The sequence below is a fragment of the Pseudomonas campi genome (assembly GCF_013200955.2).
In the GTDB taxonomy this organism is placed as follows: Bacteria; Pseudomonadota; Gammaproteobacteria; order Pseudomonadales; family Pseudomonadaceae; genus Aquipseudomonas; species Aquipseudomonas campi.
In genome coordinates this window covers 1,173,363-1,198,869 of record NZ_CP053697.2, presented here as the reverse complement: position 1 = coordinate 1,198,869, position 25,507 = coordinate 1,173,363, and the positions used below count along the sequence as shown (strand labels likewise).

General features: G+C 65.3%; 20 protein-coding genes. 6 read left to right on the top strand and 14 right to left on the bottom strand.

Features of this window, described 5'->3' with window-relative positions; all coding sequences use genetic code 11:
- Positions 1-76 precede the first annotated feature (76 nt).
- The 9 genes from HNE05_RS05430 to HNE05_RS05390 form a co-directional block, all read right to left on the bottom strand.
- Positions 77-826, bottom strand: coding sequence for a TIGR00266 family protein (locus HNE05_RS05430; protein WP_173204106.1), 750 nt, complete (start codon positions 824-826; stop codon positions 77-79).
- 132 nt (positions 827-958) lie between these two features.
- Entirely contained in the window at positions 959-2,248 is a 1,290-nt protein-coding gene (locus HNE05_RS05425) for a flavohemoglobin expression-modulating QEGLA motif protein (RefSeq protein ID WP_173204105.1), read from the bottom strand.
- Between the two features lie 12 nt (positions 2,249-2,260).
- Positions 2,261-2,818, bottom strand: coding sequence for a hypothetical protein (locus tag HNE05_RS05420; RefSeq protein ID WP_173204104.1), 558 nt, complete (start codon positions 2,816-2,818; stop codon positions 2,261-2,263).
- Between the two features lie 98 nt (positions 2,819-2,916).
- On the bottom strand, positions 2,917-3,630 hold the full coding sequence (locus tag HNE05_RS05415; RefSeq protein WP_173204103.1) for a TetR/AcrR family transcriptional regulator: 714 nt from the start codon (positions 3,628-3,630) through the stop codon (positions 2,917-2,919).
- A gap of 338 nt (positions 3,631-3,968) precedes the next feature.
- Complete coding sequence (gene lysS, locus HNE05_RS05410) at positions 3,969-5,486, bottom strand: lysine--tRNA ligase (RefSeq protein ID WP_173204102.1); 1,518 nt, start codon at positions 5,484-5,486, stop codon at positions 3,969-3,971.
- 122 nt (positions 5,487-5,608) lie between these two features.
- A protein-coding gene (gene prfB, locus HNE05_RS05405; RefSeq protein WP_173204101.1) for a peptide chain release factor 2 occupies positions 5,609-6,704 on the bottom strand; the annotation gives its coding sequence in 2 pieces (ribosomal slippage) (positions 5,609-6,631 and positions 6,633-6,704; 1,095 coding nt in all).
- Between the two features lie 199 nt (positions 6,705-6,903).
- Positions 6,904-7,902, bottom strand: a complete 999-nt coding sequence (locus tag HNE05_RS05400; RefSeq protein ID WP_173204099.1) for an autotransporter outer membrane beta-barrel domain-containing protein — start codon at positions 7,900-7,902, stop codon at positions 6,904-6,906.
- A 60-nt stretch (positions 7,903-7,962) separates the two neighbouring features.
- Positions 7,963-9,348 carry an exosortase Q gene (xrtQ, locus tag HNE05_RS05395; protein WP_173204097.1) on the bottom strand — a complete coding sequence of 462 codons (1,386 nt, stop codon included), beginning with the start codon at positions 9,346-9,348 and terminating at the stop codon, positions 7,963-7,965.
- A gap of 3 nt (positions 9,349-9,351) precedes the next feature.
- Entirely contained in the window at positions 9,352-11,364 is a 2,013-nt protein-coding gene (locus tag HNE05_RS05390) for a VIT and vWA domain-containing protein (protein ID WP_173204095.1), read from the bottom strand.
- A 187-nt stretch (positions 11,365-11,551) separates the two neighbouring features.
- Between HNE05_RS05390 and HNE05_RS05385 the strand changes: the two genes are divergently transcribed.
- From HNE05_RS05385 to HNE05_RS05375, 3 genes are all read left to right on the top strand, one after another.
- Positions 11,552-13,192 carry a sensor domain-containing diguanylate cyclase gene (locus HNE05_RS05385; RefSeq protein WP_173204093.1) on the top strand — a complete coding sequence of 547 codons (1,641 nt, stop codon included), beginning with the start codon at positions 11,552-11,554 and terminating at the stop codon, positions 13,190-13,192.
- A gap of 130 nt (positions 13,193-13,322) precedes the next feature.
- On the top strand, positions 13,323-14,396 hold the full coding sequence (gene cax / locus HNE05_RS05380) for a calcium/proton exchanger (RefSeq protein WP_173204091.1): 1,074 nt from the start codon (positions 13,323-13,325) through the stop codon (positions 14,394-14,396).
- A gap of 16 nt (positions 14,397-14,412) precedes the next feature.
- Positions 14,413-16,164, top strand: a complete 1,752-nt coding sequence (locus HNE05_RS05375) for a SulP family inorganic anion transporter (RefSeq protein ID WP_173204089.1) — start codon at positions 14,413-14,415, stop codon at positions 16,162-16,164.
- Positions 16,165-16,291: 127 nt separating this feature from the next.
- Here the strand turns inward: HNE05_RS05375 and HNE05_RS05370 are convergent, their stop codons facing one another.
- Positions 16,292-17,065, bottom strand: a complete 774-nt coding sequence (locus HNE05_RS05370) for a tellurite resistance TerB family protein (protein ID WP_173204087.1) — start codon at positions 17,063-17,065, stop codon at positions 16,292-16,294.
- Positions 17,066-17,356: 291 nt separating this feature from the next.
- On the opposite strand from HNE05_RS05370, the gene HNE05_RS05365 reads away from it, so the two are divergent.
- Together HNE05_RS05365 and HNE05_RS05360 are read left to right on the top strand one after the other, a co-directional pair.
- The gene (locus HNE05_RS05365; protein ID WP_173204084.1) at positions 17,357-18,034 is read left to right on the top strand and encodes a transglutaminase-like cysteine peptidase; all 678 of its coding nucleotides are present in this window, start codon (positions 17,357-17,359) and stop codon (positions 18,032-18,034) included.
- A 168-nt stretch (positions 18,035-18,202) separates the two neighbouring features.
- Positions 18,203-19,855 (top strand): GGDEF domain-containing protein, encoded by a 1,653-nt coding sequence (locus tag HNE05_RS05360; RefSeq protein ID WP_173204082.1) that lies wholly within the window; start codon positions 18,203-18,205, stop codon positions 19,853-19,855.
- A gap of 156 nt (positions 19,856-20,011) precedes the next feature.
- Here the strand turns inward: HNE05_RS05360 and recJ are convergent, their stop codons facing one another.
- On the bottom strand, positions 20,012-21,727 hold the full coding sequence (gene recJ / locus HNE05_RS05355; RefSeq protein WP_173204080.1) for a single-stranded-DNA-specific exonuclease RecJ: 1,716 nt from the start codon (positions 21,725-21,727) through the stop codon (positions 20,012-20,014).
- A gap of 88 nt (positions 21,728-21,815) precedes the next feature.
- A complete protein-coding gene (locus HNE05_RS05350) occupies positions 21,816-22,355 on the bottom strand; it encodes a YaeQ family protein (protein ID WP_173204078.1) in 540 nt (179 codons plus the stop codon).
- 189 nt (positions 22,356-22,544) lie between these two features.
- On the opposite strand from HNE05_RS05350, the gene HNE05_RS05345 reads away from it, so the two are divergent.
- Positions 22,545-24,260, top strand: coding sequence for a hypothetical protein (locus HNE05_RS05345; protein ID WP_173204076.1), 1,716 nt, complete (start codon positions 22,545-22,547; stop codon positions 24,258-24,260).
- Between the two features lie 13 nt (positions 24,261-24,273).
- Here the strand turns inward: HNE05_RS05345 and HNE05_RS05340 are convergent, their stop codons facing one another.
- Both HNE05_RS05340 and HNE05_RS05335 read right to left on the bottom strand, forming a co-directional pair.
- Positions 24,274-24,963, bottom strand: a complete 690-nt coding sequence (locus HNE05_RS05340; RefSeq protein ID WP_173204074.1) for a phospholipase D-like domain-containing protein — start codon at positions 24,961-24,963, stop codon at positions 24,274-24,276.
- Positions 24,964-25,476 (bottom strand): rhomboid family intramembrane serine protease, encoded by a 513-nt coding sequence (locus HNE05_RS05335; protein ID WP_173211609.1) that lies wholly within the window; start codon positions 25,474-25,476, stop codon positions 24,964-24,966.
- Positions 25,477-25,507: the final 31 nt, after the last annotated feature.

The following is a 25,507-nucleotide window of genomic DNA, read 5'->3' as shown; positions in this document are numbered from 1 at the left end:
AGGGCGCGACGGATAGCCGCTGCGCTCATTAGAACCTGTTTACGATCTCCCGTAGGGTGCGCCCCAAACCCGTGGTTCAGGACTTGCCGCCAGCCCGCACTTCCTCACGCGCCTTGAAGGTCGCGTCATAGATACGCTCGGCCAGGCGCGAGAACGGCAGACTCTGGATCCATACCGTACCGGTGCCCTTGAGGGTGGCCAGGAGAATGCCTTCGCCACCGAACAGCATGCTTTTCAACCCGCCGGCCAGGGCGATGTCGTAGTCGATGCCACTGGTGAAGGCCACCAGGCAGCCGGTATCCAGGCGCAGGGTCTCGTTGTTCAGCTCCTTGCGGATTACCGTGCCGCCGGCATGTACGAAGGCCAGGCCGTCGCCTTCCAGCTTCTGCAGGATGAAACCCTCGCCGCCGAAGAAGCCGGCGCCGATGCGCTTGTTGAAGCTGATGCCGATCTCGGTGCCGTAGGCGGCGCAGAGGAAGGCATCCTTCTGGCAGATCAGCTTGCCGCCGACCTGGCTCAATTCGATGGGCACCACGCTGCCCGGGTAAGGCGCGGCAAAACCAACCCGCTGCGGGCCTTTGCCGGCGTTGGAAAAGTGCGTCATGAACAGCGACTCACCAGTGAGCAGACGCTTGCCGGCGCCCCACAGCTTACCCAGCACACCGCTAGCCGAGCCATCGCCCATGCGTGTCTCGAAGCGAATGCCCTCGGTCATGTAGTTCATCACCCCGGCTTCGGCGATCACCGTCTCACCCGGGTCGAGAATGATCTCCACGGTCTGCGCCGAAGCGCCGAGGATTTCGTAGTCGAGTTTGTGGCTGGGCATGGCGGGGGTTCCTTGATCGGAGGCGGGCAGAGTCCCGGATTGCATCCGGGCTACGGGGCTAGAGGGGGCGTAGGAGCAAGCTCTGCTCGCGAACGAATCCAGCCGCGGCCCCTTCGCGAGCAGAGCTCGCTCCTACAGGATATTCGCGTAGTCCGCTTCGATGCGGTCCAGGCTCAGGTGATTGAGGAAGTTGGAGAAGCACATCCAGGCCGACAGCGCGTTGAGGTCGCGGAACTGCGGCGGCAGGTACTTGGGTGGAGCCACCAGGCCTTCGTCGACCAGTTGGCGCAGGGTGCGCATGTCTTCCAGAGTGGTTTTGCCACAGAACAGCAGCGGGATCTGCTCCAGCTTGCCTTTGCGCACGGCCAGCTGGATGTAGTTGTAGATCAGGATGAAGCCCTTGAGGTAGGACAGGTCCTTGGTGAACGGCAGGCCGGTCGGGGTCGAACCGCGGAAGGCGCGACTGGCGTTGCCGTAGCTCTCTTCCAGGCTGAAGCCCTGTTCGCGGTAGAACTCGTAGACCTGCAGGAAGTCGGCGCCCTCCTCGGCCATGTGGATGGCGCGGGTACGGTTGGTCAGCTTGCGCAGGCGGGTCGGGTAGGAGGCGAAGGCAATCACCTCCATAAGGATGGCCAGGCCTTCCTGGGTCACCGTGGACGAGGGTGGACCCTTGGCCAGGAAGGTACAGATCGGCTGGTTCAGGCCATTCAGCGTGGTGCCGACATGCACCATGCCCTCATGCACTTCCAGGGCGCGCACATCGCGCTGGTTGAACAGCGCGTCACTGCGAATCTTGATGTAGTCAGCACCTGCCGCCGCGTCGGCAACGATGCCGTCGGATTCGAAAACGCGGATGGTTTCGTCGCCGAACACCGCAGACAGGCGCTCCTGAAGAATCACCACGGCGTCCTTGGCGGTGAGGTTCTTGGCCTCGTCCTCGAGGTCGCCACGGGCGGCGATGTTATTCAGGTAGCCGGAAAGCATCAGGCCGAGGTCGGCCAGGGTCGGGTCGCCAGCATGGAAGGCGTCGGACGCCGCGCCATACAGCTCCTGGGAGATCAGGCCGAAATCCGCAGTGCCGCGCGCTTCGAGCATGCGGATGACCATGCGGTATTCCTTGCACATGCGCCGCATGATCTGCCCGACCGGGTTGAACTGGCCGAGCTGGCGGGTGATATCGCGCTCGATGTTCTGGAATTCCAGCTTCTTCGCCGTCGAATCGAAGCTCAGCGGGCGGCTGTCGTAGTAGCTGCGATCCACCGCCGGCATCTGCTTGCCCTTGGCCTTGATGAAGCCCTGGCGGATGCTGTCGTCCCACTTGATCGCATCGAGCACGCGGATCGGGGTCTGCGCCTCGACGATGCGATCGGACAGGGCACGGATGGTGCTGTGGTAGTCGTCCGGCGTATTGCGTCTGCTCATCGAACTGCTCCGTTACTGCTCGCTGCTGCGCTGATAACGCGCCACCTCGACGAATACGTCTGCGTTGGCCTGGTCATCCAGATAACCGAAGACCTGATCCAGCGGGCTGGTGACCAGCACGGCCTCGCCTTCGCTGGTTTCCACCGGTTGACCCTGGAGAATGCCACCCTGCATTTCCTGCAGAATGCGCTCCACATCCAGGTTGTAGATCACCAGCTCGTTGCTGGCCGTCAGTTCGAAACCGGCAATCGCGAAATTCGCCCCCAGGCGCTTGGGCAGGCCCGCCGAGACATACCAGCGCCGACCGTGGTGGGCGACGGTGAAGCCGTATTCGTCGACCTCCTTCAGGCCGTCTTCATCATCCAGCCAGGCACGCGCCTTATAAACATTGGAGCCGGAGCGGCTGATCGACAGGTACTGGCGTTCGCCCCACTCGTCCTTGCGTTCCCACTCACCGAGCAAAGGTATGGGTGCCGCCTCGTTGGCCGGGATCGGGTCCTTGAAGGTGACCAGGCAACCACTCAACAACAGGCAGGCTAAGGCAGCTACCGCAACGCGCCAGGCATTCATTACGCACTCCTTGTGAGATCCGTTGGTGCCGCTCGCGGGGTTTTGCTGCTGCCGAAAACGGCAAACCCCGCAGCAGCGGGGCTTGGTCGGGTCTGATCCTACAGCCCTATGACCAGGTCCAGGAAGCGTTTGAGCACTGCCCGCTGGCCTGGCATATCCAGGTTCCCCACCCCATCGACCAGGGCATGATATTCCATCCGCAAAATAAGCGTAGTCAACACCTGCGCATCCTCGACCGGCGCCGCCGAGCCCATGGCACGCAGGGCGCGCTCGGCAAAGTGGAAACGCAGGTTGCGGTAAGCCACGGCCAGCGCATTGAGGCTGGTATTGGTCAGCGCTTCCTGGCGGAAGGCCAGCTCCACCAGCAGTTCGGCATCGCCTTCACGGGCCTTGGCCTCGATATGCGCCACCGCCAGCTCGATGACATGCTCGACCATGTCACGCCGCGCCTGTGGATTGCTCTCGATGGCGGCGGACATGCGCAGGAAATCCTCGTTGATACCGCTCCACAGACTGGCCAGATTGGTCGAGCTGCGTTTGACGAACAGCGCGAAACTGTCGGCGATCAGGTCCTGGATATCGTTGAAATAGTAGGTAGTGGCCGACAGCGGTACGCCGGCTTCGGCAGCCACCGCGCGATGCCGTACGCCACGCATCCCCTCGCGCACGATGATGCGCAGAGCGGCTTCGAGAATACTCAGGCGGCGTTGTTCGCTGCCATTACGACTGGCCTTGCGGCCACGGTATTGCACGTTTTCGGCGAGCTGGCCGGCGATTATGGCCGGGCATTCCGGGGCTGAGCTGAAAGTCACTGCTGGTTAAACCTCGCTAACAGGCTGTTGAAAAACTACCTGCGTTGCCATCGCGGCGTTAAAAACAGGCTCAACAAGCCGCTTGCGGCTAACGCGCTTTAGCGCGGCCCGAAGGGCGAGTGGAACGAGTCATGCTCATTTACAGCTCGTAAACTGCGCTTTTTCGCCTGTTTTTGCCTTGCGCTGACTGCCTCGCCAACGTTTTTCAACAGCCTGCTAAATCCGGACAAAAAACAGGGCCTGCCATGGGCAGACCCTCCTTTTTCATCGCCGGCATGGCAGTACTAGCCATGTGCCATGCAGCGCGGTGCGCACAGTGCCCGCAACGGGCCGCGCAATCAAGCCTGCGGGCGCATATGCGGGAACAAAATCACATCACGGATCGATGGCGAGTTGGTCAGCAGCATGACCAGGCGGTCAATACCAATGCCCTCACCGGCGGTCGGCGGCATGCCGTACTCCAGGGCGCGGACGAAATCGGCGTCGTAGTGCATGGCTTCGTCGTCGCCGGCGTCCTTGTCGGCCACCTGCTGCATGAAGCGCGCGGCCTGGTCTTCGGCATCGTTCAGCTCGGAGTAGGCGTTGGCGATCTCGCGACCACCGATGAACAGCTCGAAGCGGTCGGTGACGCTCGGATCGTCGTCGCTGCGACGGGCCAGCGGCGAGACTTCGAACGGGTAGCGGGTGATGAAGTGCGGCTGCTCCAGCTTGTGCTCGACCAGCTCTTCGAAAATCATCACCTGCAGCTTGCCCAGGCCTTCGAAGCCGAGCACCTTGGCGCCGGCCTTCTTGGCGATCTCACGCGCGCGGTCGATGTCGTTGAGGTCGGCGGCGGTCAGCTCGGGGTTGTACTTGAGGATCGAGTCGAACACCGACAGGCGCACGAACGGCTCGCCGAAGTGGAACACCTTGTCGCCGTAAGGTACGTCGGTGCTGCCGAGGACCAGTTGGGCCAGCTCGCGGAACAGCTCCTCGGTCAGGTCCATGTTGTCTTCGTAGTCGGCATAGGCCTGGTAGAACTCGAGCATGGTGAACTCGGGGTTGTGCCGGGTCGAGACGCCTTCGTTACGGAAGTTGCGGTTGATCTCGAAGACTTTCTCGAAGCCGCCAACCACCAGGCGCTTTAGGTACAGCTCCGGGGCGATACGCAGGAACATCTGCATATCCAGGGCGTTGTGGTGAGTCTCGAACGGCTTGGCCGCGGCGCCGCCAGGGATGGTCTGCAGCATCGGCGTTTCCACTTCGAGGAAGTCGCGCTTCATCAGGAAGCTGCGGATGTGCGCAATCACCTGCGAACGCACGCGGAAAGTCTCGCGCACGTCTTCGTTGACGATCAGGTCGACGTAACGCTGACGGTAGCGCTGCTCGGTATCGGACAGGCCGTGGTGCTTGTCCGGCAGCGGGCGCAGCGACTTGGTCAGCAAGCGCACGTCGGTCATTTCCACGTACAGGTCGCCCTTGCCGGAACGGGCCAGGGTGCCAACGGCGGAGATGATGTCGCCCATGTCCCAGTGCTTGACCTCGGCGAGCTTCTCTTCCGGCAGGGTCTTGCGGTTGACGTAGACCTGGATGCGCCCGGTCATGTCCTGGATCACCATGAACGAGCCACGGTTGAGCATGATGCGCCCGGCAACCTTGACCGGAATGGCAGCGGCTTCCAGCTCTTCCTTGGTCTTCTCGGCGTACTGTTTCTGCAGGTCGGCGCAGTAGTTGTCGCGGCGGAAGTCATTGGGGAAGGCGTTGCCCTGCTCACGGATGGCAGCAAGCTTCTCTTTGCGCTGGGCAATCAGCTTGTTTTCTTCCTGCTGCCCATCGTCCTGAGAAGAGGCGTGTTGGTCGAGTTGTTGGTCGCTCATGATCTTGGTGGTTCCTGGTTAGGCTTTTGCCTGGGTGGAAACGGTTTACTTAACAGGGGTTGTAAAGCGTAGCGAGCGCAGGTCAGGCATCTTCCAACGCTGCCTGGCCAAACGCAGTCGCTTTACAGGCCCTGTTTCAGGCTGGCTTCGAGGTATTCGTCAATATCGCCGTCCAGCACCTTGTCGCAGTCACTGCGCTCGATATTGGTACGCAGATCCTTGATCCGCGAGGCATCCAGCACGTAGGAGCGGATCTGGTGGCCCCAGCCGATATCCGACTTGGTCTCTTCCAGCGCCTGCGAGGCGGCGTTGCGCTTCTGCACTTCCTGCTCGTACAGGCGCGCACGCAGCATCTTCATCGCGGTGTCTTTGTTGGCGTGCTGCGAACGTTCGTTCTGGCACGCCACCACGGTGTTGGTCGGTACGTGGGTGATACGTACGGCCGAGTCGGTGGTGTTGACGTGCTGACCACCGGCACCGGAGGAACGGTAGGTGTCGATGCGCAGGTCGGCCGGGTTGATCTCGATCTCGATGTTGTCATCGATTTCCGGCGAGACGAACACCGCGGAGAACGAGGTGTGGCGGCGGTTGCCGGAGTCGAACGGGCTCTTGCGCACCAGGCGGTGCACGCCGATCTCGGTACGCAGCCAGCCGAAGGCGTATTCGCCCTTGATATGCACGGTGGCGCCCTTGATCCCGGCGACTTCGCCGGCGGACAGCTCGACGATCTCGGCGGAGAAGCCGCGTTTGTCGGCCCAGCGCAGGTACATGCGCAGCAGGATGTTGGCCCAGTCCTGCGCCTCGGTGCCGCCGGAACCGGCCTGGATGTCGAGATAAGCGTTGTTCATGTCCATTTCGCCGCTGAACATGCGGCGGAATTCCAGCTTTTCGAGGATGCCGCGCAGGCGCTCGATTTCGCTGACGATGTCGCTCACCGCGCCTTCGTCGTTCTCCTCGACGGCCATGTCGAGCAGGTCGCGCGAGTCGGCCAGGCTGCTGTGCAGGTCATCCAGGGTATCGACGATCAGCGCCAGGGCGGCGCGTTCGCGGCCCAGGTTCTGCGCGTATTCGGGGTTGTTCCAGACGTTGGCGTCTTCGAGTTCGCGGTTTACTTCGACCAGACGATCATGCTTGTGATCGTAGTCAAAGATACCCCCGAATGGTCTGGGTCCGCTCGGACAGGTCCTTGATGCTGTTGAGGATCGGGTTGATTTCCATGGCTGTCAGCACTCGCAGGCGAAGCGGGACGCAGCGGCCCTGTGCGGCCCGGCGAGCCAGCCTGGACGGCCGCTGACCGGGCACGGCGACAGGCCGTGACCCCGAAGTTTCAGAAAAGCCGGCGAGTATACCCGAGTCCGCGCCGCGCGGGCAGCCCGCCACGGCCGCTGACCAGGCCCGGCCTGACCGGCGGAAACCCTCAGAACTGCAGACTGAAGCGAGCACCCAGCTGGTTGTCGCGGGCATCGTCGGCGTACTGGCCGGCGTAGGTCAGGCCCAGGTACAGCTGCTCGCTCAGCTGGTAGTCCAGGCTCAGATCCAGGCGCAGCTGATCGCGCTCGAATTCGCGCCCGCTCAGCTCGAAACTCTGCCCAGTTGCCGGCTGCCAGGCCTGCGCGTCGGCGCGATCATCGAGGAAACCATGCCGTGCAGCCAGGCTGGCGCGGCCGACCAGGCGCCGCTCGCGCACCTGCCAGGCACTGGCCAGGCGCCAGCCAAGAGTCAGGTAGGCGCCATCCTGCTGTTCGCCGCTCAGTTGCAAGGCGTCGACACCGCCCGCCTCGTGCAGGCTGTCGGCGTCCAGATGGACGTAGGCCAGGCCGGCGAAGGGTTCCAGGGTGAACTCGCGAAAATCCAGGGGATAGCTGGCTTCGCCAAACAGCTGGCTGCTGGCGGCCTGACTGTCGCCGCGCAGGCGTTGCCCGGCACTGCGCCGTTGGCTGTCCAGTTCGTGCCAGCTGTAGGCGGCACCGAGCTTGAAGCCCAGCTGGTAATAACGGGTCGTCGCGTAAGCCGCCAGATGATAGCTGTCGACATCACTGTCGCCGCCCTCATCCTCCTGCAGCTCGCTGCGACTGACGCCAGCCAGCGCCCCAGCCATCCACATACCCGTCAGCGGGCGGTCTACGCCGACCAGCAGGCCTGTAGTGCGTCGCTCCAGACGCGCCGAGTCACTGCTGCCATCCCAGGAGCCATAACCCCCATAGCCACGCGACCAGCCCTGCAGCTGGCCAGCCGGCGCCGGACGCTCGCGGAAAGCGAAGCGAATCTGCTGCATGCGATCGAGCGCCGCCTCGCGCGGCAGGCGGCTGTCGTCGAGCAACAGGCTGCGCTGGCTGAGCGGCAGTGCCGCCTCCGCCTGTGCCGCGCTCGCGACCAAGGCCAGGGTCGCGCCCATCACAGCTGCCAGTACCTTCATGTTTGCGCTCCCCTGTCGCTATCCGGCGGATTCTATACGTCCCGGCGCAGACAGCCAGCTTCAGGGTGACAACACCTCGGCGACCGTCACCGCCAACCATGGGCCGGTCGAGCCGCCGCCCAGCGCTGCCCAGTACCAGGCCGAGGTGTCGGTGAAACTCTGCCCGGCGGCATCCTCGATGTACTCGCACACGCGCAACGCCGGGCCCTGGCCGCTGGCAACGAAGCAGCGCTGCAACCCGCCGCCCTGCGCTCGACGCTGCAGGCTCATGGCCTGGATGCGATAGCCCAGGCCACGGTAGCAGTCCGCCGCCGGGTGCAGCTTGCGCGTCGGCCGGGTGACATGGCGCAGGCTGAGCACCTGGGCGCCGGCGCGAAAGCGTGCGATGGCCCCCGGAAACTGCGCAGCGAAGCGCTGCTCGACCGCCGACAGGGCCAGCGGCTGCAGCGGCTGCCCGGCGAACTGTTGCGGCCATTCGACGAAACGCTCGACCGGCCCTGGCGCGGACTTCGGCAGCCCCAGCAGCGGAGACAGCGCCAGCAGGCCGAAGGCCAGCAGCAACGCCCCCTGCAGCAGCGGCGGCAAAGGCCGGTCGGCAGCCGCCGGCGTATGCCGTGGCACGGCACGCTGCGGCACGGCACCGGCCGCCGTATAGCGCAGCACCAGGGCGCAGACGCCGACGAACACCAGCAGCCCGGTGCCCTCGTGCATCCACGCCGGCCAGGCCAGGCGCCCGGTTTCCTGCAGCACCAGCAGGCTGTTGCGCAGAATATTGCCGGCCAGCACCAGCACCCCGAGCAACGGCAGCCGGCGCAGCAACTGGCGATCGGCAAGCCGCAGCCAGGCCGCCGTGGCGAATGCGGTGAAATAGGCGACCCAGGCCATCTGGATGCCGGAACAGGGCGCATCGACCATCACCAGCTGCCCCGCCACCTCCAGCGTGCTGCCCTGGCGCCCCACCTCCAGCCCGCCGGCGCGCAGCAGCCAGGCACTGACTTCGGCCGTCAGCACCCGCAGCGGATAACCGATGAAGAACTGCAGCGAAGACAGCAGCGGCAATGCCAGCAGCCCCAGGCCGCACCAGGCCAGCCACGCCTGCACCGGCACGCGCACGGCCAGCAGCGCGGCGAACAGGGCCAGCACCGCCAGTACCGCGCGCAGCAACGGCGGCAGCCAGGCTTGGCTCAGCAACGCCGCCGCGCTGAGCAACAGCGCCAGCAGCAGGCCAGGCAAGCGCGGCGTGACCGCCAGCTGGTCACGTTCGCGCCACAGCACCAGCAACAGTGTGGCCAGGGCGACGATGCCGAATGGATCATCCGAACCATCGCTCATCCGCCGCAGGCTCCTTTGCCACACCGGCCACAGGGCCAGCGCCGGCAACAGCAGCCACGCCCAGCCCGGCAGCTGCAGGCGCCAGGCGGGTCGGTCCAGCGCGAGCACCGACATCGCTCAGGCCTGCGCCTGGGCAGTGCGGCGGCGCAGCAACCAGCCCAGGCCCAGCGCGGCAATCAGCAGCATGGCCCAGGCGCTCGGCTCCGGTGTGCTCGGCACCACGGCACCGATGGCCTGGTTGCTCACGCCCTGCGGCAACGGCACGGGCTGGTTGACGCTGGTCGCCGCGGCCGGATCGGCATTGCGCACCTGCTGGTCGACGGCAATGAAGGAGGTATAAGGCGTCAGCAGGCTGTATTTCAGGCCCAGGTCGAGAATCGCCTGGCTGTGGGCATAGTCGCCTTCGAGGGTTTCCTGATCGGTCAGGCTGGCGACCTTGTGCCGCGCCCACAGATAGGCCAGCGCCTGGTTATCTGCCTGCGCCTGCTCCGGGCGGATCGCCACCTCACGGCGATAGACGCCGGCTGCACTACGCCCCTCGACCTGCACACTGCCACGCGCCTCGCCGCGCCACTTGCCGAACACCACCAGCGGCCGCTGGGCGAACAGGTCCGGCAGCAGCATGGGCTCGACGTCATACACCTCCAGGCCGCTGAAGCGCACCTGCGGGTTGGCCAGCAGCGGCGCGTCGATCATCTGCCGGAAGCGTTCGGCCTGGGCGTCGGCCGACTCGGCATCGAGCACCACGAACGGCTCGCCCTGCCCGGCCCGCGCCAGGCCTTCGATCAACTGGCGGTTGACCGAGCTGCCGATACCGAAGGCGAACAGGTTGGCCTTGTCCAGGTTGTTGCGCACCAGCGCGAAGGCTTCGCGCTCGACCGCCACAAAGCCATCGGTAATCACGATGAAGCTGCGCGCCCGTTCCGCATCGGCCGGCACACTCAGGGCCTGACGCAGCGCCGGCAACAGCTCGGTGCCGCCACTGCCCATCTGCGTGTCGAGCATGCTCAGGGCCTGCTGGATGTTTGCCGCGGTGGCGGGCTGGGACTCGGCGGCGAGCATGCGGCTACTGCCGGAGAACAGCAGCACATTGAAGCTGTCGGCCGGGCGCAAACGGCCGATCAGGCGCTGCAGCAGGCGCTTGGCGGTATCCAGCGGAAAGCCGTGCATGGAGCCGGATATATCCACCACGAAGATGTATTCGCGCGGCACCAGCATCGCGCTGTTCACCGTGGCCGGCGGGGCGATCAGGGCCAGGAAGAAGTTTTCCTCGGCGCCCCGGGAAAGCAGCACGCCGCTCTCGAACTGAGCGCTGCTGAGGCGGTAATCGAGGACAAAATCGCGGTTGTTAGCCGGCGCGGCCGCAGCGCCCAGCGCTACCTGGGCCTGATTCGGCGCGCTCTGCTGCACCTCGATGGCATGGCTCGGCGAGTGGATGGCCGTCAGCGGCACGGGCGACTGCAATTCGACCTTGAGCGCAAAACTGTCACCCGCGGCCGCGCCCTGCGCCAGATAGGGCGTGCTGATCCAGGGCTCGGCTTGATTGCTCTCGCTGCCGGGGGCGCCGTTGTAGCGCGGCCCGACCACGGTAGGGAAGACGAAGCGGTAGACGCCATCGCTGGGCAGCAGCAGCTCGGTATAACGCAGCTCCACATCGACCACATCGCCGGGCAGGATGTTGGCGACATTCATCTGGAACACATTCTCGCGCTGCTGTTCGAGCAGGGCCGCAGTCTTGCCCGCGCTCTTGGCCTGCTGGTACTCGACCTGGGCCTGCTGTTTCTCGCGGATCTGCGCGCGCAACTCGCGCTCGCCGAGGCGCACGGTCATGCCATACACCGCCGCACGGGTCGAACCGGGAAACACGTAACGCGCCTCCAACGCCCGCGTGCCTTCATTGCGGTACTGCTGGATGACCCGTACATCGGCGATCACCCCGAGCACACGCACGTCCACCCGGGTCGACTTGAGCGGCAGCCGGTCAAGCGCCGGATCGGCGCCATCCAGGGCGAAATAGGGGCTTTCGCCCGCCTCGTCCGCAGCCCAGGCTGGCGCCAGCAGCAACAGACTGAACCACAGCAACAGGTGACGGCCGGCGCCCACCCCACTGTCGGCAAGAAACTTGAACATGGCGAAACTCCCCAGGGCTGATGGAAACACCGGGACATGTTCGCTGCCGTTTATGGGAGAAATTTGCAGGATGCGTGGCGATTGTGTGGAAATAGCCGCCCCTATACGTGGCGCCTGCCGCACCTACAGCTCATCAAACGGCGCGTCCTCGACACGGCCCGTTTTTCTGCCTGGGAGCCGAAGTACCATGCGCCCTCCACACAGCTTGCGTAGCCGTTTCGCCCTGCTCATCGTGCTCCTGGTCACTGCGCTCAGCTGGCTGCTGGGCACGCTGATCGGCCAGGACGCCAGCCAGCGCATCCGCGAAGAAGTCGGCCGCGATCTGGCCGAAGTCTCGTTCCAGATGGTTGATCGCCTCGATCGCGACATGGCCAGCCGCGCCGACTACCTGCAAGTGCTGGCCAGCCTACGGGTGCTGCGCAGCCCGGACGCCATCGGCGAAGTCCGCGCCCTGCTCGACCGCCTGCAGCAGGAAATCCCCAGCATCGCCTGGATCGGCTACACCGATGTCCAGGGCCAGGTACTGGCCTCCAGCAACGGCATCCTCGAAGGCGTCAGCATCGCCCAACGGCCGGTGTACCTGGAGGGCAGCAAGGGGCTGTTCATTGGTGACGTGCATGAGGCCGTGCTGCTGGCCAAACTGTTGCCCAACCCCAGCGGCGAGGCGATGAAGTTCGTCGATATCAGCCTGCCGATCCATGGCCTCGACGGTGCGCCGGTGGGCGTGCTGGCCAGCCACCTGTCATGGGGCTGGGCCGAGGAAGTGCGCCGCTCGCTGATGGAACCGCTGCAGGAACGGCGCAATGTCGAATTCCTCGTGCTCGGCCGCGACCACAGCGTGCTGCTCGGCCCAGCGCAGCTGATCGGGCAGACGCTGCAACTGCCCGCCTTGAAAAAGGACAGCCGCGACGACTTCTGGGCGGTCCAGCAATGGCCCGACGGCCAGCCCTACCTCACCGGTTTCGCCCGCAGCCAGGGCTATCTGGACTACCCCGGCCTGGGCTGGATCGTGCTGGCCCGCCAACCCCTCGCGGAAGCCTATGCGCCGGCCCGCGCCATGACCCACAACATATTGCTCTGGGGTAGCGGCCTGGCCCTGCTGTTCGCCGCCATCGGCTGGCTGCTGACCGGTTACTTCACCCGCCCGCTGCGGCAGATCGCGCATGCCGCCGACCGCCTCAGCGCCGGCGAGATCACGGTGATTCCCGACCTGCGCAGCCCCAGTGAAATCGCCACGCTCAGCCAATCGATCCGCCACCTGGTGGAAAGCCTGACCCACCAACAGACCGCTCTCAATCTGATGGAAGACAAGGCCCACAGCGACCCACTGACCGGCCTGCCCAACCGCGCCGCCCTGGAAAAATACCTGCCCCATGCGCAGCACCACAGCCAGGCCAACCAGGGTTGCCTGGCCCTGCTCTACCTCGATCTGGACGGGTTCAAACCGGTCAATGACCAGTTCGGCCATGCCGCAGGCGACCTCCTGCTGCAGGAAGTGGCCAAGCGCCTGCGCACCTGCCTGCGTGACGGCGACCTGGTGGCGCGCCTGGGCGGCGACGAATTCCTGATGATCCTGCAGGTGCCACAGCACGAGGCACAGCAACAGGCCCGGCAGATTGCCGAACGCACCCTGCAGGCACTGGCCGCCCCCGTGGACCTGGACGGCCAGCAGGCGCGGGTCGGCTGCAGCATCGGTGGCGCACTCTGGCCACTCGACCATGTCGAGCTCGGCGCGGCCCTGGAGCTGGCCGACCAGGCCCTGTACCGCGCCAAACATGCCGGCAGGAACCGCGCGGAATTCCACATGGCACAGCAACCGGCGGCCTGATCCGCACACCCGGCAGTGCCGCGGCAAGTGCTCGCGACGCAACCCGCACGCAAATTGCTCGGTCAACTGCCCGTGCTTGGCCAATACTCCATGCACGATAAGCCCCCTTTGCACCTGGAGATAAGCACGCATGCTCAACTGGCTGCTGCTCTGCGTCCCGCTAACCCTGCTCCTCGAATACCTGACACCCCAGTTGCACCTGCTGATCTTTCTGAGCGCCGCCATAGCGATCATTCCCCTGGCCGGCTGGCTGGGCAAAGCCACCGAACAACTGGCCGAGCGCTGCGGCGAAGGGGTCGGCGGGCTGCTCAACGCCACCTTCGGCAATGCCACCGAACTGATCATCGCCATCGCCGCCCTGCGCGCCGGCCTGCATGACGTGGTCAAGGCCTCGCTGGCCGGCTCGATCATCGGCAACATCCTCCTGGTGCTGGGCGCGGCCATGTTCTGCGGCGGCCTGAAGTTCAAGGAGCAGCATTACAACCCCAACGGCGCGCGCGCCGAAGCCACCCTGCTGACCCTGGCCGCCATCGCCCTGGTGCTGCCGGCGGTGTACATGATGCGCGCCGAAGCTGTGCCGGGGCTGCTGGGCAAGGTGCAGTACCTGAGCAACTCGATTTCCGTGGTGCTGCTGGTGGCCTACGGCCTGTTCCTCTATTACTCGCTGGTCACCCACAAGGCGCTGTTCGCCGGCAACCGCGAAGACAGCGACGAGACCGTCGATCTCTGGCCCATGGGCAAGGCCATCGGCATCCTGGCCGTCGCCACCGCCCTGATCGCCTGGGTCAGCGAGATCCTGGTCGGCGCCATCGAACCGAGCGCCAAGGCTTTCGGCCTGAGCAATATGTTCATCGGCGTGTTCGTCGTGGCCATCCTCGGCAACGCCGCCGAACACGCCACGGCGATCACCGCGGCGATCAAGAACCGCATGGATCTGGCCCTGTCCATCGCCATCGGTTCCAGCGTGCAGGTGGCCCTGTTCGTCGCCCCGGTACTGGTACTGGCCAGCCTGCTGATCGGCCCGCAGCCGATGGATCTGGCCTTCGACGCCGGCCTGACCCTGACCGTACTGCTGGCGGTGGTGATCACCGGCCAGGTGGCGGGCGATGGTCGCTCCGACTGGCTCAAAGGTGTGCAGCTGCTGGCGGTCTACCTGGTATTCGGCCTGGCCTTCTTCTTCATTCCCGCCACTTTGGCGCCCTGACTCGCGAGGACACCCCATGAGCCCCGAAGCGCCGCAAGAACAACACCCCAGCCTGCCCATCGTCACCCCGCCCAGCGGCTGGTTGCGCTGGCTGCCGGGCCTGCTGATGCTGAAAAACTATCAACTGGCCTGGCTGCCCAAGGACATCGCCGCCGGCCTGGTGCTGACCACCATGCTGGTGCCGGTGGGCATCGCCTATGCCGAAGCCTCCGGCGTGCCGGGCATCTACGGCCTGTACGCGACCATCGTGCCGCTGCTGGCCTACGCCCTGTTCGGCCCCAGCCGCATCCTGGTACTTGGCCCGGATTCGGCGCTGGCCGCACTGATTCTCGCCGTGGTGCTGCCGCTGTCCGGTGGCGACCCGATGCGCGCGGTGATCCTGGCCAGCATGATGGCGGTGGTCGCCGGCCTGACCTGCATTGTTGCCGGCCTGCTGCGCCTGGGCTTCATCACCGAGCTGCTGTCCAAGCCGATCCGCTACGGCTACATGAACGGCATCGCCCTCACCGTGCTGATCAGCCAGGCACCCAAGCTGTTTGGCATCTCCGTCGACGGCGACGGCCCGGGCCAGGAAGTCTGGCTGCTGGGCCAGGCGCTGCTGGCCGGCGAGGCCAACTGGTACAGCTTCGCCGTCGGCGGTGGCACCCTGGCCCTGATCCTCGCCTGCAAGCGCTTCAAGCAGCTGCCGACCATCCTGATTGCCGTGGTGCTGGCCACCGTCGCCGTCGGCCTGTTCGACCTCAGTGCCCAGGGCGTGAAAGTACTCGGCGAGCTGCCCCAGGGCCTGCCGAGCTTCGCCTTGCCCTGGCTCAGCGGTGTCGACCTGGCGGCCGTGGCACTCGGTGGCGTGGCGGCCGCGCTGGTGGCCTTCGCCGACACCAGCGTGCTGTCGCGCACCTATGCCGCGCGCACGCGCAGCTATGTCGACCCCAATCAGGAAATGATCGGCCTCGGCGCGGCCAACCTGATCGGCGGCCTGTTCCAGGGTTTCCCGATCAGCAGCAGCTCCTCGCGCACCCCGGTGGCCGAAGCCGCCGGCTCGCAGACTCAGCTCACCGGGGTGGTCGGCGCCCTCTGCGTGGCCATCCTGCTGCTGGTGGCGCCCAACCTGATGGAGTTCCTGCCCAACAGCGCCCTGGCGGCGGTGGTGATCGCCGCCGCCATCGGCCTGTTCGAGTTCGCCGACCTCAAGCGTATCTACAAGATCCAGCAGTGGGAGTTCTGGCTGTCGATGGCCTGCTTCGCTGGCGTCGCGGTGTTCGGCGCCATCCCCGGCATCTGCATCGCCGTGGTGCTGGCGGTGATCGAATTCCTCTGGGACGGTTGGCGCCCTTACTACGCGGTGCTCGGCCGGGTCGACGGGGTCCGAGGCTTCCACGATATTTCCCGCCACCCCGATGCCCGCCAGGTGCCCGGCCTGGTGCTGCTGCGCTGGGACGCTCCGCTGTTCTTCGCCAACGCCGAACTGTTCCAGCAGAGTGTGCTGCAGACCCTGGCGCAGTCTTCCACCCGCGTGCGCCGCCTGGTGGTGGCGGCCGAGCCGGTGACCAGCATCGACGTGACCTCGGCCGACATGCTCAGCGAGCTGGGCCAGACGTTGGCCACTGCCGGCATCGATTTCCACTTTGCCGAGGTCAAGGGACCGGTGAAGGACAAGCTGCGCCGCTTCGGCCTGCTCAAGCCGGAAGAAGAACAGCGCATTCATCCCACGGTCGGCGCCGCCGTAGACGCCTACCTGGCCGATTACCAGGTCGACTGGACGCCGTAAAAAGCGCTTGAAGCTCGCTCGCGCAAGGTGCGCCATGCGCACCGCCAGCCGCGCACAGGCACTGGGTGCGCAGGCGCACCCTGCGCAAGGGTAGATCGCCAGCCTTTATCGGAGGCTGGCGCCCCCATCAGTTGACCGCCACCACCTGACGTACCTGGGCTTCCAGCTCGGCCTTGAGCGCCGGATCGAGTTTGAGCTGACGGGCCAGTTCTTCCAGGTAGGCGCGCTCCATGAAGTGCTCCTCGTCGACCATCAGCACGCTGGCGATATACATCTCGGCGGCCATTTCCGGGGTGCTGGCGGCACGCGCCACTTCAGCCGGGTCGAGCGGTTTGTTCAGCTCGGCATCCAGCCAGCGCATCAGTTGCGGATCACCCGACAGTTGGCCGATCTGCTCCTCGATCAGCTGACGCTCCTTGGCATCGACATGGCCATCGGCCTTGGCCGCCGCCACCAGCGCCTTGAGGATGGCCTGGCTATGCTGCTCGACCTGCGGCGCCGGTAGGCGATCCACGGTCTGTGGCTCATGCAGCGGCTGCGGCGCACCACCCTGCTGTTGCTGGGCCTGCCAGTTGCCGTAGGCCTTGTAGGCGATCACCCCGAGGGCCGCCAGGCCGCCGTAGGTCAGCGCCTGGCCACCCATCTTGCGCGCGCTCTTGTTGCCCAGCAACAGGGCCAGCGCGCCGGCCGCCGCCGCGCCACCGCCGACGCCCTTGAGCAAGGTGCCGAGGTCGCCACCGCCCTGCCCGCCTTTGCCGGCAGTTTTGCCACCGCCGAGCAGGCCACCCAGCGCATCACCCAGGCCGCCACTCAGGCCGCCAGCGGAGGAACCAGCGGACTTCTGCTGCAGCAGGTCCTGACCGGATTTCAACAGTTGATCGAGCAAACCACGGGTATTCATAAGCTTCTCCTCTGAGATGTTGCCGTTCCTTGGTGCGGCCGATTCTAGCCGCGCCGGTGGCCGCACCGCGGCAGACAGAGTGCTTCGAGATATTGCGCAGGTGCGGCGTCAACGCGGCTGCCCGCATTGCCGAGCGGTAATCCGTCGAAAGTAGGCCCGGTAATTGTGCAAAAAGTGGCCAGAGTCACAGCTAGGGGCTGGGCATCGACGAGTCCCTACCGATAGCATGGAAACATAACGATAAACGGCGGCCATCCCGGCTAGCCAATAAGCCAGAAGCGCCCCGTCACTATGCCTGAACAGCCCTTCCGCTGTGCCAACGCACTGCGCCGTGCACTGCTCTGCGCCAGCAGCCTGCTGCTTTGCCTGGGCGGTAACCTGAGCAGTGCCGATGTCGCCCCGACGGCCCTCGGCGAAGCGCTGCGCGATACCCGCCTGAGCAGCTGGCAGAATCTGCTGCAACAGCCGGGCAACACGGATGAATTGGCCACGCTGGAAACGGTCAACCGCTTTATCAACCGCAGCGTCGTGCATGCTGAAGACGCCGAGGTCTGGGGCGAAAGCGACTACTGGGCAACACCTCTGGAAACCCTCAGCCGCGGACGTGGTGATTGCGAAGACTTCGCCATCGCCAAATACTTCAGTCTGGTGCGCATGGGTGTACCCAGCGCCAAGCTGCGCCTGACCTTCGTCAAGGCTCTGCAGCGCCAGCAGGCCCATATGGTGCTGGCCTACTACCCCAGCCCGAGCGCAGAACCGCTGATTCTCGACAACCTGCAACAGCAGATCCGTCCCGCCAGCCAACGCCGCGACCTGCTGCCGGTGTATGCCTTCAACAACCACGGGATCTTTCTCGGCAGCGCGCCCCAGCGCCAGTCGAAACAGTCGCCGCAGCTGTTGTCGCGCTGGCAGGATGTCAGCGCACGGGCATTGGTCGATGGCTCGCCCGTGCAGGCTCCGCAGGGCTGAACACCCCTCGCGGTTAGCCATCGCTACGCTTGCACATCGACAGGTCGTTCTGTCGGCAGGCTCGCTGCGGGCAATTGCGCCCACGCGGTACGGCAGGCATGATCGGTGCGAGGTTTATGTGCGGTAGCTACCCTATCGGCAGCACCCCAGCCTTCACGGAAAATCCCCATGAACGGTTTCTCCACGCGCCAGGCCACGCGACCCACCGTAAGAGCAACCCTCATCCGCGGGCTGTGCGTGCTTGTCCTCTGCCTGCCGGGCCTGGCCATCAGCGCCGAGCCGAGCCGCCACAACGACGCCACGGCTCTGCAGGTCATCGACTTTCAGCTGCGCTGGAAGCACCAGTTCCAGTTTGCCGGCTACTACGCTGCCATCGCCCAGGGTTATTACCGCGAAGAAGGTTTCGAGGTACGCCTGCACGAGGGCGCACCGGGCCGCACGCCGGTGGACGAAGTGCTGGCCGGCCGCGCACAGTACGCCGAGTCCAATAGCGAGCTGCTCTACGAGCGCCTCAAGGGCAAGCCGCTGGTGGCCCTGGCAGTGATTTTCCAGCACTCGCCTTCGGTGCTGCTGGCCCGTGCCGATGCCGGCATCGAGAATGCCCACGACCTAATCGGCAAGAACGTGATGCTGATGAACGCGCAGACCGATGCCGACTTTCAGGCCATGTTCCGCCGCGAAGGCATCGACCCGGCGCTAATCCAGCTGCAGCCCAGCAGCTACGACATCGAAGACCTGGTCTCGGGCAAGGTGGCCGCGTTCAATTCCTACCTGACCAATGAGCCGTACCACCTGCAACAGCGCGGCATCGACTACCGGATCATCTCGCCCAACACCTACGGCATCGACTTCTACAGCGACATCCTGTTCACCAGCGAAGCGGAGCTGCGCGACAACCCCGAGCGGGTCGAAGCCTTCCGCCGCGCCACCCTGCGCGGCTGGCGCTACGCCATGGACAACCCAGAGGAAATCATCGACCTGCTGCTTGCGCAGTATCAGGTGAAGAAATCCCGCGCCCACCTGCAGTTCGAGGCCGAGGCCATGCGTGGCCTGATCCTCCCCGACCTGATCGAAATCGGCCACATGAACCCAGGCCGCTGGCAGCGTATGGCCGAGGCCTTTCACGAACTGGGCATGGTCAGCGACACCCGCGCACTGGAAGGGTTCGTCTACGACCCCACGCCGCTCCCACAGGTCGAGCGCCTGCAGAAGATCATCGTCCTGATCAGCGTTGGCGCTGGCCTGATCCTGCTGGCCACGCTGGCATTGCTGGCCAGCCAGCGCCGCCTGCGGCGCGAGATCCAGCGCCGCCAGGTGGCCGAAGAAGAAGTGCGCAACCTGGCTTTCCACGACAGCCTCACCGGGCTGCCCAACCGCAACAGCTTCATTCCCTACGCCAAGCAGAAACTGCTGAGCGCCAAACGCAACGGCGAGTGCCTGGCGCTGTGCTACATCGACCTCAATCGTTTCAAGCAGATCAACGATGCCCATGGCCACCAGGCGGGCGACGCCATCCTGATCCACACGGCCAAGGCCATCAGCGCCCATATCCGCGAAGCCGACATGGCGGCGCGCATGGGTGGCGACGAATTTGTGATCCTGCTCGACGGGGTGCACAACGATGCTGACATTCAGCAGCTGACCGCGCAGATCTGCCGGGCCATCGCCCTGCCGCTGCGCTGGGCCGACGCCCAGCTGCAGGTCAGCGCCAGCCTGGGCGTGGCCCTGTACCCGCGCGATGGCGAAGAGCTGGACGAACTGATGTCCAAAGCCGACAGCGCCATGTTCCTGCAGAAGAGCGCCATGCTGGTGCTGCGCTAAGAGCCTGCTTGCGCTCTTGCGTGGGTGCGCTGCGCGCATCGGGAATTGGTGCGGGGTTGCTGGTGCGCACGGCGCCCCCTGCGCCAAGCCGCCCCCAAAGATCAGTGAACATTGATCCTGCCTTGGCAGCGGTTGGCAAAGACCCTAAACAGACGCTCAACGCGGCGCGATATGCGCCACCATCAACTGCACGCTCTCGCGGCCCTGGTACTCGTTGACGTCGAGTTTGTAGGCCAGTTCGACCCAGCGCACGTTGGGATTGGGCCAGACCTCGCGGTCGATATTGAAGGCGATGCCATCCAGGGTCTGGCCGCCGCATTCGGTCTTCAGCACCAGCTTGAGGTGCTTGTCGCCGACCAGGCGCTGTTGGACGATCTGGAACACGCCGTGGAACAGCGGCTCGGGGAAGTGCTGGCCCCAGGGCCCGGCATGACGCAGGGCCTTGGCCAGTTCCAGGTGGAACTCCTCGACGCCGAGCTGGCCATCCGACAGCAGACGCCCGGTGAGGTCGTCTTCCGTCAGCTGGCGGCGCACCTCGGCATCGAAGGCGGCAGCGAAGGCGCCGTAGTGTTCCTGCGGCAGCGACAGGCCGGCGGCCATGGCATGCCCGCCGAACTTACTGATCAGCCCCGGATGCTTGGCCGCCACCGCGTCCAGCGCATCGCGGATATGCAAGCCCGGCACCGAACGCGCAGAACCCTTGAGCACACCGTCACAGGCATCGGCGAAGGCGATGGCCGGGCGGTGGTAACGCTCCTTCAGGCGCGAGGCGAGGATGCCGATCACACCCTGGTGCCAATCCGGCTCGAACAGGCACAGGCCGAATGGCATGTCGGCCAGCGGCAAGTCTTTCAGCTGGGCCAAGGCCTCGCGCTGCATGCCCTGCTCGATGGACTTGCGGTCCTTGTTCAATTCGTCGAGCTGCTGGGCCATGTCGCGGGCCAACGCCTCGTCTTCACACAGCAGGCACTCGATACCCAGACTCATGTCGTCCAGGCGCCCTGCTGCGTTCAGGCGCGGGCCGAGGATGAAGCCGAGGTCGGTGGAGGTGATGCGCCCATGCTGCCGCCCCGCCACTTCCAGAACCGCACGCAGGCCCGGACGAGCACGGCCGGCACGGATGCGCGCCAGGCCCTGATGGACCAGGATGCGGTTGTTGGCATCCAGCGGCACCACGTCGGCGACGCTGCCCAGCGCCACCAGATCGAGCAGTTCGCCCAGGTTCGGCTCGGCGATGCCAGTGCTGGCGAACCAGCCCAGCTCGCGCAGACGCGCACGCAGGGCCAGCAGCACATAGAACATCACCCCGACCCCGGCCAGCGCCTTGCTCGGGAACTCGCAGCCCGGCTGGTTGGGGTTGACGATGGCATCCGCCGCCGGCAATTCCGGGCCAGGCAAATGGTGGTCGGTGACCAGCACGGTCAGCCCGGCGGCCTTGGCCGCGGCCACGCCGTCGACGCTGGAGATGCCGTTGTCCACGGTCAGCAGCAGATCGGGCTGGCGCTGCAGGGCCACGGCGACGATTTCCGGGGTCAGGCCGTAGCCGTATTCGAAGCGGTTCGGCACCAGGTAATCGACATGCGCCGCACCGAGCATGCGCAGGCCGAGCACGCCTACGGAGCTGGCGGTGGCGCCGTCGGCATCGAAGTCGCCGACGATAAGGATGCGCTGGCGTTGCTGCAGAGCCAGCACCAGCAGCTCGACGGCCCCATCGATGCCCTTCAGCTGCTGATACGGAATCAGCCGCGCCAGGCCCTTGTCCAGCTCGGCAGCGGACTGCACACCACGCGCCGCATACAGGCGGGTCAGCAGCGGCGGCAGGTCGCCGAGGTCAGGCAGGTTGGCGGGAAGCGGGCGGGGTTCGATGCGCATGGGTGTTCTGGATATTCCGGTAGGAGCGAGCTCTGCTCGCGAAGCTTGTGTGTCACCGCATTCGCGAGCAGAGCTCGCTCCTACGGGGTCAGCGTTCGCCGACCAGCCACTCCAGGGGAATCTCGTGCTGGCCGCGCTCGTCGGTGACGAACAGCTCGCCGTCGCTGATCATCACGCTCCAGCTGACCGTACGCGGCAGGTCACGGGCCAGGTTTTCCAGGGCCTCCTGCTGCACGCCGACCACATTGATGTTCTTCAGGTTACGCACGTTGTCGAGCACCTTGGTCTGCCACACGCGCAGGTTGCCGTAGGCCACCAGGCTGAACTTCTCGGTACGCCGCGAGCACCAGGTCATGCGCTCGGCATCCGGCTGGCCGACTTCGATCCAGTGCAGCACGCGGTCGTCCAGGCTCTTTTCCCACAGCGCCGGCTCGTCGATATCCGACAGACCGCGGCCGAAGGCCAGCTGCTCGTGGTACCACAGCGCATAGGCAATCAGCCGCACGCACAGGCGCTCCTCGGTTTCCGAGGGGTGCTTGGCCACGGTGAAACGCAGGCTTTCATAGACGCTGCGGTCGATATCGGTGAGGTTCAGGTCGACTTTGTAAGGCGTGGCTTGCAGGGCCATAGGAGCGGTACCGGCTGGGAAGCGAAGGGGCGCAAGTCTAACGCGAAAGCCTTCACAGGTGCGGACCACGCGACCAGGCGAGGTTGGCAAATGGCGCAACATGCGGTTGCCGAGCGGTGGCGGGCGCCGTATAAGACCGCGCGGCAATAGCCATCATGGTCGAGAGGCTTACCTAAGGAAGGGAACCCCATGGAAATGTTTGTCACCGTTTTGTTCATCATCATCGTGGTCGTTGTGGTCATCACCCTGAGCGGCAGAAACCCGGCCGATCCGCGCCTGGAGGTCCAGGACAGCCCGGCACGCATTACCCTGGACGAAGCCAAACAGATCAATCGCATCGCCTGCCTGCGATACATCCACCCGGAACTGGCCCGCACGCTGGCCAGCAACCTGCAAGGCGATGCCTGGCAGATCGCCCAGAGCGGCTTGTGCACCACCCTGCTGGACGATGGCCAACAGGACGCTGCGCTGCAGCTGCTAAGCCGATTCGATGCGCACCATCGCGGCGTTGCCCTGCACAACATGCTCAATCACCTGATCGAGGCGGGCGACGAGCGCCAGGCCCTGGAGCTGCTGGCCAAGTCCGGAGACGACCTACCCCAGAAGCCTCTCCTGAAAATTCCGCTGCTACGCACCGCAGGGCGACTGGATGAGGCGCGGGCCGAACTGGCGGAGCTGGACGAGTGCAAGGGCGGCTCCGATGCCCTGCAGCTGCCGAGACTGGCCAGACAGCAACGCGCGTTCGAGCAGAGGGAGGCGGCAACCCAGATGCTCGACCTGGCCTGGCAGCTGATACAGGCCGAGGCCGCGACACAGCAATACCTCGGCCTGGAAGACCTGCTCAAAGAACTGGTCGAACTCGGCGAGTACGGCAGGTTGCAGGCTATCGCCGAGCAACTCCCGGTGCAGCAGCGCCCAACGGCCATCGCCGAACTGATCCGGGCCGGCCTGTTCGCGCAGGCACTAGCCCTGCTTCAGGACCTGCCGCAGTACGAGAGCAACGTTCTGTATGAGCAGATGTTCGGCGCCATGCTGGAACGCGCCCAGCTGGTACAGGCTGACGAACTGCTGGCGACACTGGACGGCACACTACACACCACTCTGTTGACCCAGTTGGCGCAATGGCACATCACACGCGGCACCTTCAACACGGCCGCCGGAGCCCTGCAGGCACAGGCCCGTAACCTCCAGGAGCGCATCGACCTCTATCTGTCGCTGTGGAAACTGCAGGCCACCGAGCGCCCCGCGCTGGCTGCCACGCTGCTGGATCAGGCCGAGCACTGGGTATCCGAACTGGCCGCCGACGAACAGGACGAACTGCGCTTCTTCGTGCTCAACGCACGCCTCTCGACACAAAGCCGGCTACCCGAGCGGCAACGCACCAGCTACGAGATTCGCCGGGGGCTGGAGGAAATGGAACGGCTACTGCCACGCATGGACAGCTACAGCCGCATCGCCAATCTCGGTCTGCTGGCCCGCCTGCTGCAAAAGCTCGGCCGCGACGAAGACACCATGGCCAGACTGGCGCAGGCCCGCGAACTGCTGCGCCACAGCGGCCCGCAGGACGAATTGGAAGACTTCGACAAGGCCTTGCTGCTGGAGGACATGGCGAAAACCTACCTGCAGCTGCAACGACTGGATCTGGCCCTGGCCGCCCGCAACGAGATCCCGAAGGAGGCAATGTTCGACGAGCACGAGTGGATAGCCGCCCTGATCGAGCATGGCCACCTGCAGCTGGCCATCGAGGGGCTGAGCCTGACCACTCTGCTCGTCCTCGCCCAGCCACTGGCGGCCCTGACCACCAAGATCGCCGAACTGGCCGAGCAGGGTCAGGCACTGCGTAGCCAGTTGCTGGCCAGGTTGAGCGGCGACGCGTTCTGGGAGCCGTCCGGCACCACGGCCTGAAGTCAGGCCCGACTCAGCGAGCGAAGCGCGCCCAGAGCTTGTCGAACTCGCTGACATAGGCGCCGACCAGCTGTCCGTGGTCGATCACCAGCAGGTTTTCCTCGTTGCTGGTGCTGGCGCTGCGGGTCCAGTTGAAGCTGCCGTTGAGCAACAGGCGGCGGTCGAACAGGGCGAACTTGTGGTGCATGTGGTAGGGGCTGTCGTCGATGCGCAACGGCACGCCCTGGGCCAGCAGATGCTGGATGTCGCTACCCTCGTCGAACTGCTTTTCGTTGTCGCTGATCACCCGCACCGCCACGCCACGGCGGTGGCAGGCGACGATTTCCTCGCTGAGGCGGTCGTCGGAGATGGTGTAGACGCAGATATCCACCGTCTCGCGGGCCTGGCGGCACAGCTCGCGGATCTTGCGCAGGCAGTCCTCGCCAGGACTGAAGTGAGCGCTGGCCACAGCCGGACGCGGCGGCGCGCTGGCAGCGTCGAGGGTCTTGATCACCTGCTCCAGCCACTTCAGCGCCGGCAGGGCATTGGCCGCGTCGTTCAGGGTCAGGTCGCGCACCAGGTCGAAGGCGCGGTTACGCAGGTAGCGCACCTGGTCCGGACCCAGGTCGCTGCCCAGCTGGCGCAGTTCGTCGCGCTCCTCATTGCTCAAACGTAGATCGGCCAGGCTGTCACGCAACTGCTGATCGAGACGATCGAAATCCACTTAACCTCCTTGTTGCCTGCGCTGGCGCGGCGAATAGCGCCAGGCCGCATAAAGGCCGCCGCAGAGCGTGCCGGCCAGGTGGTATTCGAATGAAACGCCGTGCTGCGGCAACAGACCGAAGACCCAGCCGCCATGCAGGAACAGCACCAGGACCGCCAGCAGCAAGTCCAGCCAGCTGCGACGGAACCAGGCCCGCGCCAGCAGCAACGACCAGAGCCCGAACAGCCAACCGCTGGCGCCAACGTGAATCCCCTCACGGCCGAATAGCCACACCAGCAAGCCGCTGCCGAGCAGGATAAATACGCTGGCTTTGACAAAGTCGCGCCGCGATTCGACCAACGTCAGGGCGCCCAGCACCAACAGTCCGCTGAGATTACCCAGCAGGTGCAACCAGCCACCATGCAACCAGGGTGCGAACAGAATGCCCGGCAGGGACTCGATCCGGCGCGGTATCACGCCCCAAGCATTCAGGCTGTAACCGCTGACGCTGTTGAGCAGTTGCAGCACCAGCATCAGCGCGGCTATGCCGAACAGCAACTGCACC

Excerpts from the sequence above, each read along its gene's own strand:
- HNE05_RS05420 (WP_173204104.1), bottom strand. The coding sequence starts at position 2,818 with ATGAATGCCTGGCGCGTTGCGGTAGCTGCCTTAGCCTGCCTGTTGTTG.
- HNE05_RS05345 (WP_173204076.1), top strand. The coding sequence starts at position 22,545 with ATGGAAATGTTTGTCACCGTTTTGTTCATCATCATCGTGGTCGTTGTG.
- HNE05_RS05335 (WP_173211609.1), bottom strand. The coding sequence starts at position 25,476 with ATGCTGGTGCTGCAACTGCTCAACAGCGTCAGCGGTTACAGCCTGAAT.
- HNE05_RS05375 (WP_173204089.1), top strand. The coding sequence starts at position 14,413 with ATGAGCCCCGAAGCGCCGCAAGAACAACACCCCAGCCTGCCCATCGTC.
- HNE05_RS05370 (WP_173204087.1), bottom strand. The coding sequence starts at position 17,065 with ATGAATACCCGTGGTTTGCTCGATCAACTGTTGAAATCCGGTCAGGAC.
- HNE05_RS05390 (WP_173204095.1), bottom strand. The coding sequence starts at position 11,364 with ATGTTCAAGTTTCTTGCCGACAGTGGGGTGGGCGCCGGCCGTCACCTG.
- recJ (WP_173204080.1), bottom strand. The coding sequence starts at position 21,727 with ATGCGCATCGAACCCCGCCCGCTTCCCGCCAACCTGCCTGACCTCGGC.
- HNE05_RS05385 (WP_173204093.1), top strand. The coding sequence starts at position 11,552 with ATGCGCCCTCCACACAGCTTGCGTAGCCGTTTCGCCCTGCTCATCGTG.
- HNE05_RS05350 (WP_173204078.1), bottom strand. The coding sequence starts at position 22,355 with ATGGCCCTGCAAGCCACGCCTTACAAAGTCGACCTGAACCTCACCGAT.
- HNE05_RS05425 (WP_173204105.1), bottom strand. The coding sequence starts at position 2,248 with ATGAGCAGACGCAATACGCCGGACGACTACCACAGCACCATCCGTGCC.
- lysS (WP_173204102.1), bottom strand. The coding sequence starts at position 5,486 with ATGAGCGACCAACAACTCGACCAACACGCCTCTTCTCAGGACGATGGG.
- xrtQ (WP_173204097.1), bottom strand. The coding sequence starts at position 9,348 with ATGTCGGTGCTCGCGCTGGACCGACCCGCCTGGCGCCTGCAGCTGCCG.
- cax (WP_173204091.1), top strand. The coding sequence starts at position 13,323 with ATGCTCAACTGGCTGCTGCTCTGCGTCCCGCTAACCCTGCTCCTCGAA.
- HNE05_RS05430 (WP_173204106.1), bottom strand. The coding sequence starts at position 826 with ATGCCCAGCCACAAACTCGACTACGAAATCCTCGGCGCTTCGGCGCAG.
- HNE05_RS05360 (WP_173204082.1), top strand. The coding sequence starts at position 18,203 with ATGAACGGTTTCTCCACGCGCCAGGCCACGCGACCCACCGTAAGAGCA.
- HNE05_RS05400 (WP_173204099.1), bottom strand. The coding sequence starts at position 7,902 with ATGAAGGTACTGGCAGCTGTGATGGGCGCGACCCTGGCCTTGGTCGCG.
- HNE05_RS05365 (WP_173204084.1), top strand. The coding sequence starts at position 17,357 with ATGCCTGAACAGCCCTTCCGCTGTGCCAACGCACTGCGCCGTGCACTG.